Origin of the sequence: Nocardiopsis mangrovi (assembly GCF_042653925.1) — a bacterium.
GTDB classification, from domain to species: domain Bacteria; phylum Actinomycetota; class Actinomycetes; order Streptosporangiales; family Streptosporangiaceae; genus Nocardiopsis_B; species Nocardiopsis_B mangrovi.
Map to the genome: position 1 here is coordinate 193,904 of NZ_JBHSFQ010000006.1, position 16,579 is coordinate 210,482.

Sequence of the window (16,579 nt, forward strand, 5' to 3'; positions counted from 1 at the left end):
TGCCGATCGCGACTGCGCGTTCCGTGCGGCGCGGCCAGCCCCAAAGGATGGACCCTTAACACATCATGCGAGCACAATTCGTACTTTCCGAGACCTGGATCGGCCTGCGCCGTAACCTGACGATGACCATCGCGGTGATCACCACGGTCGCGATCTCGCTCGCGCTGTTCGGTGGCGGGCTGCTCATCAACCAGCAGGTCTCGACGATGCGCCAGTTCTGGGACAGTCGTATCTCGCTGACCGTCTACATGTGCACCGAGACCTCTCCGTCGGCCACCTGCCAGGAGAACGGCGCCTCCACCGAGGAGGAGCGCGCCCAGATCCAGGCGGACCTGGAGTCGCTGAGCGAGGTGCAGGGCGTCGAATACGTCAACGCCGCCGAGGCGTGGGCCGACTTCCAGGAGCGCTTCTCGAACAACACCGCCCTGGTCGAGGCCACCCAGGAGGGCGACATCCCGGACAACTTCCGGGTGCAGCTCGTCGACCCCTCGCAGCACGCGACCGTGACCGATTCGGTCGAGGGCCGCCCGGGTGTCGACACCGTGTCCAACGACCAAGCGGTGCTGGAGCAGTTCTTCGGTCTGCTCGACGGCCTGAAGTGGGCCGCGCTCGTGGTGTCGTTCGTCCAGCTCGCCGCCGCGGCGCTGCTGATCGGCAACACCATCCGGCTCTCGGCCTACAGCCGGCGCCGTGAGACCGGCATCATGCGGCTCGTCGGCGCGTCGAACTTCTACATCCAGCTGCCGTTCCTGCTCGAAGGCGCCGTCGCCGGACTCTTGGGCGGTGTGATCGCCTCCGGCTTCATCGTCGCGGCGCGGGTGTTCCTGCTCGACCGGATCCAATCCTGGTTCCAGTTCGACGTCACCCTGACCACAGGGGCGGTCGCGTCCGTGATCGGTGTCTCACTGATCCTCGGCGTGCTGCTGTGCACCATCACGTCGTTCCTCACGCTGCGCCGATACCTGCGGGTGTGACGAAGCGCGCCGCCGGGCGGGGGCCGCGGCGGCTGAGAAAGGAAGACCTGTGCCACGGGAAAAGGGGCGCAAGCTCGTCGCGCAGAACAGGCGCGCCCGGCACGACTACCACATCGACGACACCTACGAGGCGGGCATCGTGCTCACCGGTACCGAGGTCAAGTCGCTGCGTGCCGGGCGCGCGTCCCTGGTGGACGGGTTCGCCCACGTGCGGAACGGGGAAGTGTGGCTGGAGAACGTCCACATCCCGGAGTACGCCCATGGGACGTGGACCAACCACGCGGCGCGGCGTCCGCGTAAGCTACTCCTGCACCGCGAAGAGATCTCCCGGCTGATCGGCAAGACCCAGGAGGCCGGCCGCACCCTCGTGCCGCTGTCGCTGTACTTCAGCGAGGGCAAGGCCAAGGTCGAGATCGCCCTCGCGCGCGGTAAGCGTGAATACGACAAGCGCCACGACATCGCAGAGCGCGACGCTCAGCGCGACATACAACGCGAACTCCGCCGTCGCCGCTGAGCCGTTGCGGCGCGCAGGCGCTGTGAAAGGATCACCAGGGTGTCCCCCCGTCACCTCCGCCGATTCCTCGCCGCGGGTACCGGCCTGGCGGCCGTCGCCGTCCTCGCCGGGTGCGCACCGGAGCCCAGCCCCGAGGTCGCCGTCCGCACCTTCCTCCTCGACTGGCAGGCCGGCGCCTACGAGGGCGCGGCCCGCCAGACCGACGGCGATACCGACGAAGTGGCGGCGGCGCTCGAACAGGCCCGCAGCCAGCTCGACATCGCGGGCCTGAGGTTCGCCCTCGGCCCCATCGAGCGCGACGGCGAAACCGCGACGGCGGAGTTCGACGCCCAGGCCGACCTCGGTATCGGCGACCCCGTGTGGCACTACACGGGCTCCATCGACCTCCAGCGCGGGGGCACCGGCTGGCAGATCAAGTGGTCGCCGTCGGTGATCCACCCCGAGCTCGGCGAGGACGAGCGGCTCGCCGTCAGCTACGACGTCCCCGACCGCGGCCAGATCTACGACCGCAACGCCGCACCCCTCGTGGGGAGTTCGCAGGTCACCGCGTTCGGCGTCATCCCCTCCCAGCTGGAGGACCTGGAACAGGGCGTCGGCGACCTCGCCGAGCTGCTCGAGGAGGACCCCGACCCGCTGATCGACCGGGTGCGCTCGGCGCCGCCCGAGGAGTTCCAGCCCCTGGTGCTCCTGCGCACGCGCGACGTCGACGCCTCCGTGGTACGCCAGGCCGGCCGGATCCCCGGCGCCGACACCGCCGAGCTGCGCATGCAGCTCAACCCGACCTTCGCGCGCGGCGTCGTCGGCGAGGTCGCCGGCACCGCCGAGCACAACGTCTCCTCGCGGGTCGCCGGGAACTACCAGGCCGGCGACACCGTGGGCCTCACCGGGCTCCAGAACGTCTTCCAGCAGCGCCTGGCGGGCACCGCCACCACCGAGGTCGTCACCCTCGACTCCGCGGGCGAGCAGACCGGGGTCCTCCAGAGCTGGCCCGGCGTCGAGAGCGGGTCGCTCACCACCACGCTCGACACCACCGTCCAGGAGTCCGCCGAGGCATCGCTGGAGGTGCTGCCCGGCAACGGCTACATCGTCGCCCTCGACTCCCGCAACGGCGAGATCCTGGCCGCGGCGGGCGCCCCCGACGCCACCGACAACGACGGCGCGTTCACCGCCGAGTACCGGCCCGGCGACGCGTTCACCATCGTCTCCGCCGCCGCGGCGCTGCAATCGGGCGTCGCGGCCGACGACCCCGTCCCCTGCGAGCAGCAGGTCGAGATCGGCGACCGCTCCTTCTCCAACCCGAACTACAACACGCCGTTGCAGCCCGACCTCAACCTGGACTTCACCCACACCTGCACCACCGCCTTCGCGGGGCTGGGCGAGCAGGTGGGCGCCGACGGCCTGGGGGCCGCCGCCGCGGACTTCGGCATCGGCGGCGACTGGCGCCTCTCGGTGCCCACCTACAACGGCGAGTTCGCCGCGCCCGGGGCCGCGGGCGACACCGCCGCGGCCATGGTCGGCCAGGACCACGTGACCGTCAGCCCGCTGTCCATGGCGCTGGTGGCGGGCGGGGTCGCCGACGGCTCCTGGCACCCGCCGCGGCTCGCGGCCGACGACGACCGCCAAGGGGAGCCCGGCACCGAGCGCGAGCTCGACCCCGCGGTCGTCGAGCAGCTGCGCGCCATGATGCGGTCCTCCGTCGAGCTCGGCACACCGGGCGCCAACATCGGGGTCGTCCCGGTGCACGGCAAGGCCGCCAGCGCCGCGCAGCAGGTCGACGGGGTCGACACCGCCGTGCAGTGGTTCGTGGGCTACCAGGGCCCGCTGGCCTTCGCCGTGGTGGCCGAGGTCGACCCGGCCATGGAGTGGGACCAGTACGCCGTGGTCGCCATGGCGTCGTTCCTCCAGCAGTTGCCCCCCGACTACGTCGAGGGCATGGCCGACAGCGGGGCGGCGGGCGCGGAGGACGCCCCCGCCGCGGAGCCCGACGCCGAGACCACCCCCCGCTGAGCCGCCGCACCGCGGAGTGACTCCGGGGCCGGGAGGCAACCCTCCCGGCCCCGTTCCGCGTCTTCAAGGGTGACCGGGTATGCGGCGGTGCCGCAGGGGCCCGGTGCGCCGGGCAGGACCTCTTCTCGGGGGAGGCCCTGCCGGTGAGAGGCCGGCTCGACCCCGCCGGCCGCCCTCGCGGGGGCGTCGATGGTTCCCGTCCGCACCCGCGAGGGGTCCCCGCCGCAGGCGGGCCCGGATCCGGACCGGGTATCGGAGGGGTAACGGAGTGCGGCGCCCGGGAATCAGCTTGGCGCCCGGGGTGTTCTACAGGTAGCGTTGGATCACCGGACACCACGGTGATCCGGCTTGCGGGCTCCGCCCGTTGAAAATTCCACAGGGGGTGATCGGTTTCGACTTCGGTCGTTGTTTCAGGGGAAGCGGGTCGAGGGTTGCGTATGTGACCTCGTTAATCCTGCATTCGCGCTAAATTCAAGTGCCAATACTAAGCGCACTGAGTTCGCTCTCGCTGCCTAAGCGATAGCGACTCTGTCGGCCCGGGTTCGCCTTTGACCCGGTGTCCGGCATCGACTAAAAGGCTCACCGCCGGGATCAGGCCACGGGGCCTGGCGGGACATTCTCGTGGCTGGGCTTGTCAGCGACCTGTTCGTGGGAGCGCTGGAGCCGAGTAGAACGGCAGCACGTACTGCACCCGGAGAAGCCCTGTTGCTGCACCGAAGGACGCGGGTTCGATTCCCGCCACCTCCACTCGTCCAAGGCGGCCGCGGCGAAGCGAGCAGAGCTCGCTCGCAGCGGCCGCCTTGTCGTTTCGCGGGGGCGCCCGGGCCTTCCGAGACCTTCATCGGCCCATACGACCGCCGCCGGCAGGTGAACCCGCCGGCGGCTTCGTCGTACGCGGCCTTCCTCCCCGGCCGCACGCCGTGCTCGGCGCCGGGGCCCGCCTCGCCGTCGTAGGGCGAGCGGGCCGGGGCGCGGCGGTCAACGGTCGGTCGCGCCGACCAGCCAGGCGACCTTCTTGGCGGTCAGCGCGATGCTGTCGCTGCTGCCCAGGTACACCCCGAAGGACGCGAGGAACGCGTGGTCGTGGGAGCGGCGCTCGCACGACACGTCCTCGATCGCATAGTCGGACTCGGGGTTGCTGACCCTCAGGAACGGGACACCGTCGTCGATGATCCTGGTCCACACGCCGTACTCGGTCAGGGCCGTTGCCAGGCGCGAGAGTTCACGGCGCTCGGCCGTTGACGGTGCGGTGGACGGAGCGGGGCTGGAGCCGGGCTGTCTCGATTCGGCCATGGGCGCTGTCCTTCGCTCATCGGAATCACTCTGCCCGCTATTGTCGCTCTCTGTAGTTCATATGCTCCGTATCGTGCTCGCGACACGCCGACCAGGGGTTCAAAGCAATGCCGCCGCGGCGCGGTCGGCGTCCTCCTCGGTGGAGTAGGCGTGGAAGGACACCCGCGCGCCCCCGGCGCGCTCGGCGGCGACCACGCCCGCCGCCCGCAGCCGCTCTCCGGCATCGGGCGCCCGCACCGAGGTGATCGCGGAATCCCCGGGTTCCAGGCCGAGCACGGCCCGGAACCGGTTCGCCAGCGCGACGTTGTGCGCGTGGATCCGGGGCACCCCGATCTCCAGCAGCACGTCCATCGAACGCGCGGCCGCGACCGCGGCGAACCAGTTGGGCGCGACGTCGAAACGCGAGGCGTCGTCGGCGAGCTTCATCTCGGAGGCGTAGAAGGCCCCCAGCGGGTCGTGGGCGGCGGAGGGGCCCGCGCTGCCCGGGCGCAGGAGCGGGCGCAGGCCGGGTGCGAGGTAGCCGTAGGCCAGCCCGCGGGGCGCCATCAGCCACTTGTAGCAGGAGCAGATGAGGGCGTCGTAGCGGGTGGCGTCGATGGGCAGCCAGCCGACCGCCTGGGTGGCGTCCACGGCCACCCGGGCCCCGTGGCGGCGGGCGGCGGCCAGCACGTCCCCGGCGGGGGAGAGCGTGCCGTCGGCCGACTGCACGAGGCTGAACGCGACCAGCCAGGTGTCGTCGTCGATGGCGCCGGCCAGTCCGGCGAGCGGCACGGCCGTGACGCGGACGCCGCGGTCGGCTTGGGCCATCCAGGGGAAGACCGCCGAGGTGAAGTCGCCCTCGGGCACCAGCACCCGTGCGCCGTCGGGTACGGACGCGGCCAGCGTGCCCATCAGCTGCGAGGTGGTCGTCCCCTGTGCGATGTCCTCGGGCGGCGCTCCCACGAGGGCGGCGAAGGACCGTCGGGCGGATGCGGCGGCCGCGCCCCAGGGACCGGGCAGGCCGGCGCCGTGGCGCCAGGTGGCGACGGCGTCGGACAGCGCCTCGTGGGCGGGGCGCGGGGGGATGCCGTACTGGGCGGTGTTCAGCCAGACCGAGTCGATCTTCCAGAGGTCCTGGGCGGTGCCGATGTCCATACGGCTCAGCCTGCCACCGGCCGCCCTGCGGCCCCGCGGCGCCCCCGCCGGCCGGGACCGGAGCGATCCTGCCCGTCGGGTGCGGGGCGGCCGGGGAACGTGCCGGCCGGGCCCGACCGCGGGGAGCGGCTGCCGCCGATCACGGGATGTAGAGGCTGGCGCCGTGGTCGAAGGCGCGGGCGCTCTTGGGGCGGACCTCGCCGAGGATCGCGCCCCGGCAGTTGGAGTCGTTGAGGACGAACACCGGCTCGTTGGTGTGGTTGTCGACGAGCAGGGGCCAGATCACGGCGTTGTAGCAGCCGTGGGGGTCGTCGTACCACTTCCCGTTGATGAGCAGCGTGCCCCTGGCCGCGTGGGCGGTCGCGGGCGTGAGTGCCACCAGGGCAGCGGTGAGGACGGCGGATGCGAGGACGGCGAGGATGCGGCGCATACGGACCCCCACTTTCGGTCATCTTGTGACCACTGTGTGTGATGTGCGACTACATTAGACGTCGTTCGCGATGAAATGCGGTATTTCGGTGCCCGTAAATTCCAGGAGCCGGACGGGGCCGGGGACCAGGGGTGCGCGGCGGGTCGGTCCGTGGGTGCGGGCTGCGAGGGGGACGCCGGTGAGCGGGACCGGTCGTCGCCCGTCAGAGGGGTGTCAGCCCGTGGTGGGGGCCGGGGGGGTGTCGGTGCCGCGCAGGCGGACCCAGGCGTCGCGTGCCAGGCGGCGGGCGGGCGCCGGGAGCCGGTCGGCCCTCAGCCTGGCCTGGGCGACCAGGGGCGTCAGGTGGCGGCGGGCCCGGGATTGCAGGGGGTGGGTGAGCCGCCACCCGGCGGGAGTGCGGACCAGGGCGAGATCGAGGTCGTGGTGGTCCTCTCCCACCATGACCCGCCACACGCCGAGGCCGCCCTGCACCGGGACCGTCGCCGTCAGTACGGCCCGGGGGAGGGCGGTGGGGCCCTCGCGCACGGCCTGGATGCGGGCGGTGGCGTCGATCGGCCGCCGGCCGCTGCGCGACAGCCGCAGGGGCAGGTCCGTGGGGGAGTCGGCCGCGCGCAGGGTCAGCGGGATCTCCAGGCGCAGGCCCGCCGGAGTGGGCGTGGCCGTGGCGGTCGCCGGGGCGCGCACGGCGCGGCGCAGCGGGCGCCACGACCCGTTGGCCGAGACCACCAGGTGGCCCTTGGTGTTCCAGTAGGGGTTGGCGAAGACCGTGCCCGCGTCATCGGGCAGGTCGACGAAGGCGGGCACGCGGGTCGCTTCGGCGTCGTCGGCGCGCGCGGTACCCACGGTGTGGTCGCTGCCCGCGCCGCCGATGTCGATCCGGGTGCGGAACCACCACTGGCCGGACAGCGGGCGCCCGTAGTCGGCGGTGGCGACGTCGAGCGTGATCGTGCCGGTCAGCCGGTAGGTGAACCGGCCGGCTCCGGCCGGGTGCTCCGTGCACTCGACCGAGACCGGGACCCGCATGGCCGCGGGGTCGCCGGAGCGGCGGGCGAAGACCCGCAGGCAGCGCTGGTCCACCGCGCCGATCTCCGCGGCGTCCCGGATCTGCGGGACCGCCGCCATCTCGGCGGGCAGGTCCCACAGGACCCGGTCGCCGTCGCGGACGAACTCCATGGGGGCTCCGGTGGCGGCCCTCGTCGGCTCCGCGATGATGTCGACGTGCAGGCTGGACCCCTCCCACCGGAAACCGGTGACCCGGGTCCGGTGGGCGAGGTCCTCCTCGAATCCGGCCAGGGCGCGCATCAGTTCCGGGGTGCCCCAGCGCAGGGTCGCGGCGCGCAGCCGGGTGAACGGATTGAGCCGTTCGGCCACGCTGTCGGGGATGCGGGACTCGACGAGTTCGGCGGCGATGGTGTGCAGCCGCCGCATGTGCTCCGGCTCCTGCCGCAGGAACTTGTGGCCCTGGAACTGGCCCAGCAGCTTGGAGCGGTACCAGTGCGCGAAGAGGCGGTCGCGCAGCTTGCCGGGCTCGGTGTTGGCCTCGATGATGTCGAAGATCTGCCCGATGCTGCGGAAGAAGCCGACCGGTTCCTTCGGGGCGTAGGAGATGTTGCCGAAGCCCTCGTTGCGGACCCAGTAGTAGCAGGTGTAGTCGTGCACCACCGAGACCCTGCGGGTGGCCAGGTAGGCCCGGAGCATGAACATGTGGTCCTCCAGGCGGACCTTGCCCTCGTCGAAGCGGATGCCGTTGTCGCGCAGGAACGCGGTACGGAAGAGCTTCTGCACGGTGAGGGTGGTGAGCAGCAGCCGGTCCTTGCGGATGTCGCCGCCGGTCATCGGCTTCTGGAATATCTCGCGCGGAGCGTTGCGGCCGACCCCGGCGACACGGCCGATCACGATGTCGGCGGTGTCCTCGGTGGCCTTGGCGTGGAGGCGTTCCAGCGCCTCGGGGCCGAGCCGGTCGTCGTCGTCCATGAAGAAGACGTACTCGCCGCGTGCGCGGTCGACGCCGATGTTGCGCGGGCGCCCCGGCCAGCCGGAGTTCTCGATGTGGACGACCGTGAAGTTCGGCTCGTCGGCGGTCTCGGCGTCGAGCAGTTCACCGGTCCCATCGGTCGAACCGTCGTCGACGTAGATGACCTCGTAGTTCTCGCGGGGCAGTGACTGCTCCCGCAGGGACTGCAGACCGCGAAGGATGCCCGCGGATGTGTTGTACGCAGGAATGATCACCGATACGGCGATACCCATGGATCCCCCATTGCCGACGGGTCCAGAGTGGGGGAACTCCGGACACCAGTCATTCACTTGTTTTTGCAACGGCTAACGCCGCCCGTACACCCGGCGGTTCTGTCGGTGTGAACGAGATCTCGGTCACGGTCGGCCGGGGGCCGCGGACGCCGACCCCGGCGGCGCTGTGCCCCGGGCCGTCCGTAGGGGGTGGGCGACGGAGGGGATTCGGAGCGGCCGGAGAGGCGGGGTGCCGTGAACCACGGGCCGTCCGCGACCGGGCAGGGGGCGCGGGCGGGCCGTGCTCCGCCGGTGGCAATGATATTACGCTCGGTGACGATCTGATCGCATGCCACGCGCGGCCGGTCCGGGACCGGCCGCGCGCCGCGGGGCAGGCCCGGCGCCCTGCCGGCGATCGGCGGGCCGGGCCGGGGGATCAGAGGGCGCGGATCCAGGAGCCGCGGTGCATGACGGCCGCGGTGGCCAGGTCGTCGTCGAGGACCAGCAGGTCGGCCGAGGCGCCGGCGACCAGTTCGCCCACCCCCTCCAGGCCCAGCGCGCGGGCGGGGACCGCCGTCGCCGCCCGCGCGGCGGCGGCCAGGTCCACGCGCTCCAGGGTGGCGGCCGTGCGCCGGACCGCATCGGGGAGCACGATGGTGCTGCTCGCGATCTGGCCGCTGTCGGCCAGCCGGGCTTCGCCGTTCTCGACCCGGACGCGCAGGTCGCCCAGTGTGTAGTCGCCGTCGCCCAGACCGGTGGCGGCCATGGCGTCGGTGACCAGGGCGACCCGGTCCCCGGCGGCGTCGAACACCAGTTGGGCGGCCCCGGCGGCGACGTGGACGCCGTCGTTGATCAGCTCGACGGTCACGCGCTCGTCGTTGAGGGCCGCCGCGATGGGGCCGGGCTCGCGGTGGTGCAGCGGGCGCATCTGGTTGTAGATGTGGGTGGCGACCGTGGCGCCGGCGTCGAACGCCGCACGTGCCAGGTCGTAGCCCGACTCCGTGTGGCCGACCGCGGCGACCACCCCTTCGGCGGCGGCGGCGCGGATCAGGTCGAGCGCGCCCGGCAGCTCCGGCGCCACCGTGACCATCCTGACGTGGCCCCGCCCGGCCTTCAGGACGCGCGCGAACTCCTGGAGGTCGGGGTCGCGCAGCAGGTCGGGGTCGTGCGCGCCGCACTTGGAGCGGGCGATGAACGGGCCCTCAAGGTAGATCCCGGCGATCTCGCCGGCCTCGGCCAGCTCCGCGAGCACGGCCACCTGCGCGAGGGTGTCCTCGGGAGTGGCCGTGACCAGGCCGCCCACCACCGTGGTCACCCCCTGGGAGCGGTTGAACTCCACGACCGACAGCACCCGGCCGGGGTCGGCGTCGGTGAACGACGCGCCGGCGCCGCCGTGCACGTGGATGTCGACCGCGCCCGGCAGCAGCCACCGGCCGCCGAGGTCGGCCATGACGCCGCCGGCGGGGGGCGGGGTTCCGGTTCCGAGCCCCAGGATGCGGCCGTCGGCGACGCGCAGCCAGCCGTCGTGCGCCCCCTCGGGGGTGAGCAGTCGCGCGTTCGTCAGCGTCGTGGGGGTCGTCGTCCGGGTCGCGCCCTGGCCCATGCGTGCGTCCTCCTGTGCCCTATGCCACACGTCGTGTGTTCAGCTGGAGGATATGCGGCGCGATCGCGCGCGTCCGCGTGGGGCACGGCACTCTCCGGAGTGACGACAAACCCGTCCGGCACGCATTGACGGCTGGTCCGGCGCCGCTCATTATGGAGAGCATGTCCGCCGGTGAGCTGCTCGTCCAGCGCCTGCATGTCGATCTGCGACAGCAGGCGAGCGCACTCTGTTGTAGGTAGCGCCCCGCAGGGCCGTCGCGCCCTGCCCTTGGGGATGACCCCCATATCGCCACCGGAAGCGCTCTCCCCCGCCCGTGCCCGTTCTCCGACGGGCCGGCCCAGGACCGCGTACAGCGAGGTTCCGGCCCTGAAGGGGCCCGTCGATTCCGGTGCCCGACGATCCCCGTCCGCCCGGTCGGCATCCGCCCGCGAAACGCCGGCCCGACGAACCCTTCAGCGCTCAGCGGCCCTCTCCGGCCGCACTCACCAGGAGAACGCAATGACCCGTTTCACCGTGCTCGTCGCCGCCCCCGATGCACACTCCACCGTCCGCGCCGCGGCGGTCGACGCCGCCGCGGCCATCGCGGCCGAGACCGGCGACGCCCCCCGGCCGCACGTCATCGACCTCGCCGAGCTGGGCCCCGCCCTCCTCGCCGCCGACACCGGCCGCGACGTCGTCGACGCCCTCGACGCCGTCCGCGCCTCCGAGGTGCTGCTCGTGGCGTCCCCGCAGGTGCACGGCAGCTACACCGGCCTGCTGAAGGTCTTCCTGGACCGCCTGCCCGAGCTGGGCCTCGCGCACACCGTGGCGGTCCCGGTGGCCGTCGTCGAGGACCTCCGCAATGGCCGCAACATCGACGAGGACCTGCGCGTCGTCCTCTCCGACCTGGGCGCCTGGGTGGTCGAGCCCGGCCTGCTGCTCGCACGCGGCGAGCTCGACGACCCCCGCGGTGTGATCGCCGCGTGGTCGGAGGTCGCCGCCCCGGCCCTGCGCCAGGCCGTCGCGGTCGCGGTCTGACCGACGGCACCGGCCCGGGCTGAGCGGGAGGTGTCTCCCGCTCAGCCCGGGAGCGTCGAACCCGATCGGGTGCGGGCGGTGTCGGCCTCGGCCTGGGCGACGTTGCCCCGCACGAGGGCCACCACGGCGAGGGTCAGCGCGAATCCGGCGACGCGCAGGGCGAGGGCCAGCGGGTCGGCGGGCAGCTCCTCGCTGAAGAGGACGGTTCCCAGGACCACCATGAACACGTTGCCGGTCACGTTGGCCACGGGCGCGGTCACCGAGGCGCGCGACCGCTGCATCGAGGTCTGGAACAGGACGATCCCCACGGCCCACCCCAGGGCGTAGAGGTAGGGGAACGGGGACGCCAGCGCGGGGAGCACGGCGCCGGCCGGGCCGTGTTCGGCGAGCAGCCCGCCCAGGGCCTTGCCCTGGAGGCCCGCGGCGCCCTGCGCCAGCCCGGCGGCGGCGCCCATCGCCGCGGCCGATACGCGGCGCCCGCCCCCGCCCGCGAGGACCATCGCCCCGACGCAGGCCGCCACGGTTCCCAGGCTCACCGTGAGCAGCAGCGGAAGGTCGGGGGAGGTCCCGGTGCCGCCGTCCGCGTCGAGGGAGAGGGTGAGCAGCAGCAGCGCCACCGGCATCAGGGCCAGTGCCGCGCGCTCGCCGCGGGTGATCGGGTCGCCCATGACCAGGGTGATCAGCAGCAGCATGGTGGCGATGCCGCCGGCGAAGGCGGGCTGGACGACCGACACCGGGGCCAGCCCCAGGGAGACGATCAGGCCGACGCTGCCCAGTGCGGCGAGCGCGCAGCCGGCCAGCCAGCGCACGTTGCCGAGCAGCGTCCGGGCGAGGTGGAGGGGGCGCCGCAGCCCGATTCCGGGTGCGCGGTGCAGGGCCCGCTGCTCGATGGCCAGTCCCAGGGAGTAGACCGCTGCCGACAGCAGTGCGGCGACGAGCCCCGTCATCCGGCGTCCCGGACGTCGATCCGCCGTCCGCCGCGGACCCGGTCCCGGGGGCCGGCGGGGACGGCCGGGTGGAGCGGGGGCCGGCCCCGGCGGGCGCCGCGGGGCGGCGGCCCCGGTGCCCGCAGGTCGTACAGCGCCATCGGCGTCCTTTCCGCTGTCCGGTGCGCCGGGCGGAACGCGTTCCGCGGGGTGGGAGGCCGTCCGCTCCGCCGACCGGTCGGCGTGCGCGGGCGGGGCGCGCGGGCGGGTTCGGAGGTGCACCGGTTGACCGACCTTATATAACACGTTCTAGTCTGATGGGCATCGCGACGACGTGGATGAGGTGTCGACGATGGCCATCGGACTCACTGCCGAACACGATGAGCTGGCCGCGGCCGTCCGCGGCTGGATCGAGCGCACCGTCCCGCGCGACGGCGGACAGGGCGCGACCGACCCCGATGAGGAGCGCGCCGCGGCGGCGGTCCGGCCGGACTTCTGGCCGGCCCTGGCCCGGCAGGGGCTGCTGGGCCTGCACCTCGCCGAAGAGCACGGCGGGCAGGGCGGCGGGCTCCTGGAGCTGTGCGTGGCACTGGAGGAGCTGGGCCGCGGCCTGGTCCCCGGCCCCTTCCTGCCCACCGTGCTGGCCTCCGCCGCGATCGACCGCGCCCACGCCGCCGGCGCGCACGGGCCGCGCGACCCCGGCGCCCGGACCCGCGCCGCGCTCCTGCGCGACCTCGCCGGGGGCACCCGGACCGCGGCGCTCGCGCTCGGCCCTCCCCTGGAGGCCGCCACCGCCGGCGACGGCACCCGTTCCCTCAACGGCACGCTCACCCCCGTCCTCTGCGGGACCCTCGCCGACGTGCTCGTCGTCCCCATCGACGACGAGGGCGTGGAGCGCTGGGCCGTGATCGACGCCGCCGGCCTGCGGGTGGAGGCGCTGCCGAGCCTGGACCTCGGGCGCCCCGTCGCCCGGGCCGAGGCCGTCGCGACCCCCCTCCCCGAGGGGGCCGTGCTGCCCGGCCTGACCCGCGGGGACGTCGACGCGCTCGTCGGGGTGCTGGCCGGGGCCGAGGCGACCGGCGTCGCCGCCTGGTGCCTGCACGCCGCCGCCGGCTACGCGCGGCTGCGCGAGCAGTTCGGCCGTCCCATCGGCCAGTTCCAGGGGGTCAAGCACATGTGCGCCCGGATGGCGATCGCCGTGGAGCAGGCGCGCGCCGTCGTCTGGGACGCCGCGCGCGCGGCCGGCACCGCGCACGACGGCGGAGCCGGGACCGACCCCGGTTCCGGGACGGGATCCGACCCCGCGGACGCCGGGTTCGCCGCGGCCGCGGCCGGGCTGATCGCCCCCGACACCGCCCTGGCGTGCGCCCGCGACTGCATCCAGGTGCACGGCGGTATCGGGTTCACCTGGGAGCACGACGCCCACCGGTACCTGCGTCGCGCCTCGACCCTGCGCATCCTGGCCGGTCCGGGCGGCGACCGCGCCGTGCGCGTCGCCGACCTCGCGCTCGCCGGCCGGCGCCGCCGCGTCGGACTCGACCTGGAGGACACGGCCGACCGGGAGCTGCGCGAGCGCGTCCGCTCCGGTGTCGCCTCGCTGGCCGCGATCGACGACGACAAGGAGCGGTTCGCCGCCATGGCCGACGGCGGCTGGGTGGCACCGCACCTGCCGCGGCCCTGGGGGCGGGGCGCGGGGCCGCTGGAGCAGCTGCTCATCCAGCAGGAACTGCGCAGATCCGGGGTCCGGGGCCCCTCACTGGCCATCGGGGCGTGGGTGCTTCCCTCGCTCGCGGGGTACGGCAGCACCGCCCAGCAGGAGCGCTTCCTCGGCCCCACCCTGCGCGGTGAGCTGACGTGGTGCCAGCTGTTCAGCGAGCCCGGCGCCGGCTCGGACCTGGCGTCCCTGTCGTTGAGCGCCGAGCGGGTCGAGGGCGGCTACCGGCTCAACGGGCAGAAGATCTGGACCTCGATGGCGCACGCCGCGCACTGGGGCATCTGCCTGGCCCGCACCGACCCCGGTGCGCCCGACAAGCACGACGGCATCACCTACCTCCTGGTGGACATGGCGGCGCCCGGGGTGCGGGTCCGCCCGCTGCGCGAGCTGACGGGCGACACCATGTTCAACGAGGTGTTCTTCGCCGACGTGTTCGTGCCCGACGACTGCGTGGTCGGCGAGCCCGGCCAGGGGTGGCGGGTCGCCCGCAACACCCTCACCAACGAGCGGGTCGCGCTCTCCAGCGGCACCGGGCTGGGCGCGGGGGTCCCGGAGCTGGTCGCGTTCTGCACACAGTTCCCGGCGCGCGTCGAGGAGCGCGACGCGCGGGTGGAGTTCGGCCGCCTGATCGCCGAAGGGCAGGCCATCGAGCTGCTGGGGCTGCGGGTCACGCTCAAGCGGCTGTCGGGGATCGAGCCCGGCGCGGAGTCCAGTGTGCGCAAGCTGCTGGGGGTGGAGTTCAGCCAGCGGGTGGCCGATGCCATCTGGGAGCGCCAGGGCGGCTCCGCGGTTTGCGAGGATATGCGGGCGGGCAACGGGATCTGGGCCCGGTTCATGCTTTTCGGCAGATCCATGACCATCTACGGCGGGACGACACAGGTGCAGCTCAACATCATCGCGGAGCGTCTGCTCGGACTGCCGCGCGACCCGGAGGCATGACCCCGACGTGTCGACCGACGATGAGCCCGGCGCGTCCGGGACCCCCGCGGGCGGATCGGACCGGCCGCACCCGCAGCCGGAGCCGCCGCGCCCGCTCTCGGCGTCCGGCCCGGCCGCCCGGTTGCGTGCGGCGGCGTCGCTGCGCGGCCGGGAGCGCCGGCTGGGGCCCGCCGCCGGTACCGGGGGAGGCGGTGCCGGGCACAGCCGAGCAGCGGCGTCGGGGGCGGGCCCGGCGGAGCCCCCGGCGCACGGCGGTGCCGCCCCGCGGGCGGGACGGCGGCGCTGGCGGCCGACGACGCTGGGCCTTTTTGGGATCATGCTGGCGACCATGTGTGTGACGCTGCTGTTCATCCAGGCGATCGCGGGGACCTTCCGGCCCGGCGGCTCCGATAGCGCATCCGACCCCGGCCCCGCGAGCGCGGTCCCGCCCCCCGCCGGCACCGTCCGCGTCATGATCGCCGGCGACTCCATCAGCCAGGGCAGTTCCGGCGACTACACCTGGCGCTACCGGCTGTGGAAGCACCTCACCGGGGACTCCGGGCTGAACGTCGACTTCGTCGGCCCCTACGACGACCTGCTGGCGGTCAACACCGGCGACCCCGGTGATCACCACTACGCCGACCCCGACTTCGATACCGCGCACGCCAGCATCTGGGGGGCGTCGGCCGGCGAGATCGCCGACGCGATCGGCGAGCAGGTCGCCGAGTACCGGCCCGACTACCTGCTGGTCATGGCGGGGACCAACGAACTGGTGCGCGGCGGGGAGGCCGACGACGCGCTCAATGGAATCCGCGACATCGTCGACACCGCCCGGGTGGCGCGCGGGGACGTCCGGTTCGTGATCGGCGAACTCACCCCGGTGCTCGGCGGAGCCGGCGACGATGCGATGAACGACCGGATCGAACGGTTCAACGCCGCCCTCCCGGAGGTCGCCGCGCAGCTCGACGGCGAGGAATCGCCCGTCGCCGTGGCGCGGACCGCCGACGGCTACGACGCCGCCGAGGACAACTGGGACCCCGCCCATCCCAACGCGCGCGGCGAGGTGAAGATCGCCGCCGCCTTCGCCGACACCCTGGCATCGGCGCTGGACCTCGGCGCGCCCTACCCGCGCCCGCTCCCCGACGTCGAGGTGGGGCCCCGGGAGCGGCCCGAGGTGGCGGCGGAGAACGACGGCGGGGCCGTCGTGCTGACCTGGGACCCGGTCCCCGGTGCGACCCACTACCGGGTCCTCCAGCGGCGGGTCGCGCCCGACCCGGATGAGCTTGTACCGCTGCCGATGGACATCTCGGGGGCGGGCGAGGGCGAGCTGACGGCCCGGGTCGAGAACCTGCTCAGCGGGGCCAGTTACGACTTCGTCGTGCGCCCCTACAAGGGAGGCGACGCCGGGCTCGGCTCCGAGGCGGTGCGGATCGCGGCCGATGAGGAGCCGCCCGCCGCGCCCGAATGGGTGCGGGTGAACACCGAGGGCACGCACCTGGTGTGGGCGGCGGTGCCCGATGCCGGGCACTTCGAGATCTGGCGCCGCCCCCTGGACTGCTCCCCCGAGGGCGGCGGGCGTGAGGCTCCCGCCGATTCCCCGCCGGGGGCGGCGGCCGAACTCCGATGCGAGCCCGTCGACGAGGACGGCCCACCGGACGGTGCGGGCTGGGTCAGCCTGGGCGTGGTCGACGGCGACCGCCGCTGGCCGATCGCGACGGACGGAGACGACGGCTACGAGTTCGCGGTGCGCTCCCACCGCGACTACGTCGAGGGCGCCTTCTCCGACCCGGTCGAATTCGTGACCGCCGAATGACGACCCCCCG

The 16,579-nt window shown here is 73.6% G+C and carries 12 protein-coding genes and 1 other RNA gene; 7 read left to right on the forward strand and 6 right to left on the reverse strand.

Features of this window, described 5'->3' with window-relative positions:
• The first annotated feature begins 65 nt into the window (after positions 1-65).
• The 4 genes from ftsX (at position 66) to ssrA (ending at position 4,245) form a co-directional block, all read left to right on the forward strand.
• Positions 66-974 carry a permease-like cell division protein FtsX gene (gene ftsX / locus ACFO4E_RS09455; RefSeq protein WP_378572950.1) on the forward strand — a complete coding sequence of 303 codons (909 nt, stop codon included), beginning with the start codon at positions 66-68 and terminating at the stop codon, positions 972-974.
• A 49-nt stretch (positions 975-1,023) separates the two neighbouring features.
• Positions 1,024-1,488 (forward strand): SsrA-binding protein SmpB, encoded by a 465-nt coding sequence (gene smpB / locus ACFO4E_RS09460; RefSeq protein WP_378572952.1) that lies wholly within the window; start codon positions 1,024-1,026, stop codon positions 1,486-1,488.
• 39 nt (positions 1,489-1,527) lie between these two features.
• Complete coding sequence (locus ACFO4E_RS09465; RefSeq protein WP_378572954.1) at positions 1,528-3,495, forward strand: penicillin-binding transpeptidase domain-containing protein; 1,968 nt, start codon at positions 1,528-1,530, stop codon at positions 3,493-3,495.
• Positions 3,496-3,873: 378 nt separating this feature from the next.
• Positions 3,874-4,245: a transfer-messenger RNA gene (gene ssrA / locus ACFO4E_RS09470) on the forward strand.
• A gap of 228 nt (positions 4,246-4,473) precedes the next feature.
• Here the strand turns inward: ssrA and ACFO4E_RS09475 are convergent.
• From ACFO4E_RS09475 to nagA, 5 genes are all read right to left on the reverse strand, one after another.
• A complete protein-coding gene (locus tag ACFO4E_RS09475) occupies positions 4,474-4,788 on the reverse strand; it encodes a hypothetical protein (protein ID WP_378572956.1) in 315 nt (104 codons plus the stop codon).
• A 99-nt stretch (positions 4,789-4,887) separates the two neighbouring features.
• Positions 4,888-5,922 (reverse strand): aminotransferase class V-fold PLP-dependent enzyme, encoded by a 1,035-nt coding sequence (locus ACFO4E_RS09480; RefSeq protein ID WP_378572958.1) that lies wholly within the window; start codon positions 5,920-5,922, stop codon positions 4,888-4,890.
• 139 nt (positions 5,923-6,061) lie between these two features.
• Positions 6,062-6,352 (reverse strand): hypothetical protein, encoded by a 291-nt coding sequence (locus ACFO4E_RS09485; RefSeq protein WP_378572960.1) that lies wholly within the window; start codon positions 6,350-6,352, stop codon positions 6,062-6,064.
• Between the two features lie 213 nt (positions 6,353-6,565).
• A complete protein-coding gene (locus ACFO4E_RS09490; protein ID WP_378572962.1) occupies positions 6,566-8,581 on the reverse strand; it encodes a glycosyltransferase family 2 protein in 2,016 nt (671 codons plus the stop codon).
• A 433-nt stretch (positions 8,582-9,014) separates the two neighbouring features.
• A complete protein-coding gene (gene nagA, locus ACFO4E_RS09495; RefSeq protein WP_378572964.1) occupies positions 9,015-10,181 on the reverse strand; it encodes an N-acetylglucosamine-6-phosphate deacetylase in 1,167 nt (388 codons plus the stop codon).
• 498 nt (positions 10,182-10,679) lie between these two features.
• Here nagA and ACFO4E_RS09500 point away from each other — a divergent pair, with 498 nt between their 5' ends.
• Entirely contained in the window at positions 10,680-11,198 is a 519-nt protein-coding gene (locus ACFO4E_RS09500) for an NADPH-dependent FMN reductase (RefSeq protein ID WP_378572966.1), read from the forward strand.
• Positions 11,199-11,239: 41 nt separating this feature from the next.
• On the opposite strand, the gene ACFO4E_RS09505 is transcribed toward ACFO4E_RS09500, so the two are convergent.
• A complete protein-coding gene (locus ACFO4E_RS09505) occupies positions 11,240-12,145 on the reverse strand; it encodes a DMT family transporter (RefSeq protein ID WP_378572968.1) in 906 nt (301 codons plus the stop codon).
• Positions 12,146-12,476: 331 nt separating this feature from the next.
• Here ACFO4E_RS09505 and ACFO4E_RS09510 point away from each other — a divergent pair, with 331 nt between their 5' ends.
• On the forward strand, positions 12,477-14,777 hold the full coding sequence (locus tag ACFO4E_RS09510; protein WP_378572969.1) for an acyl-CoA dehydrogenase: 2,301 nt from the start codon (positions 12,477-12,479) through the stop codon (positions 14,775-14,777).
• A 7-nt stretch (positions 14,778-14,784) separates the two neighbouring features.
• Positions 14,785-16,569 carry a GDSL-type esterase/lipase family protein gene (locus tag ACFO4E_RS09515; protein ID WP_378572971.1) on the forward strand — a complete coding sequence of 595 codons (1,785 nt, stop codon included), beginning with the start codon at positions 14,785-14,787 and terminating at the stop codon, positions 16,567-16,569.
• Positions 16,570-16,579: the final 10 nt, after the last annotated feature.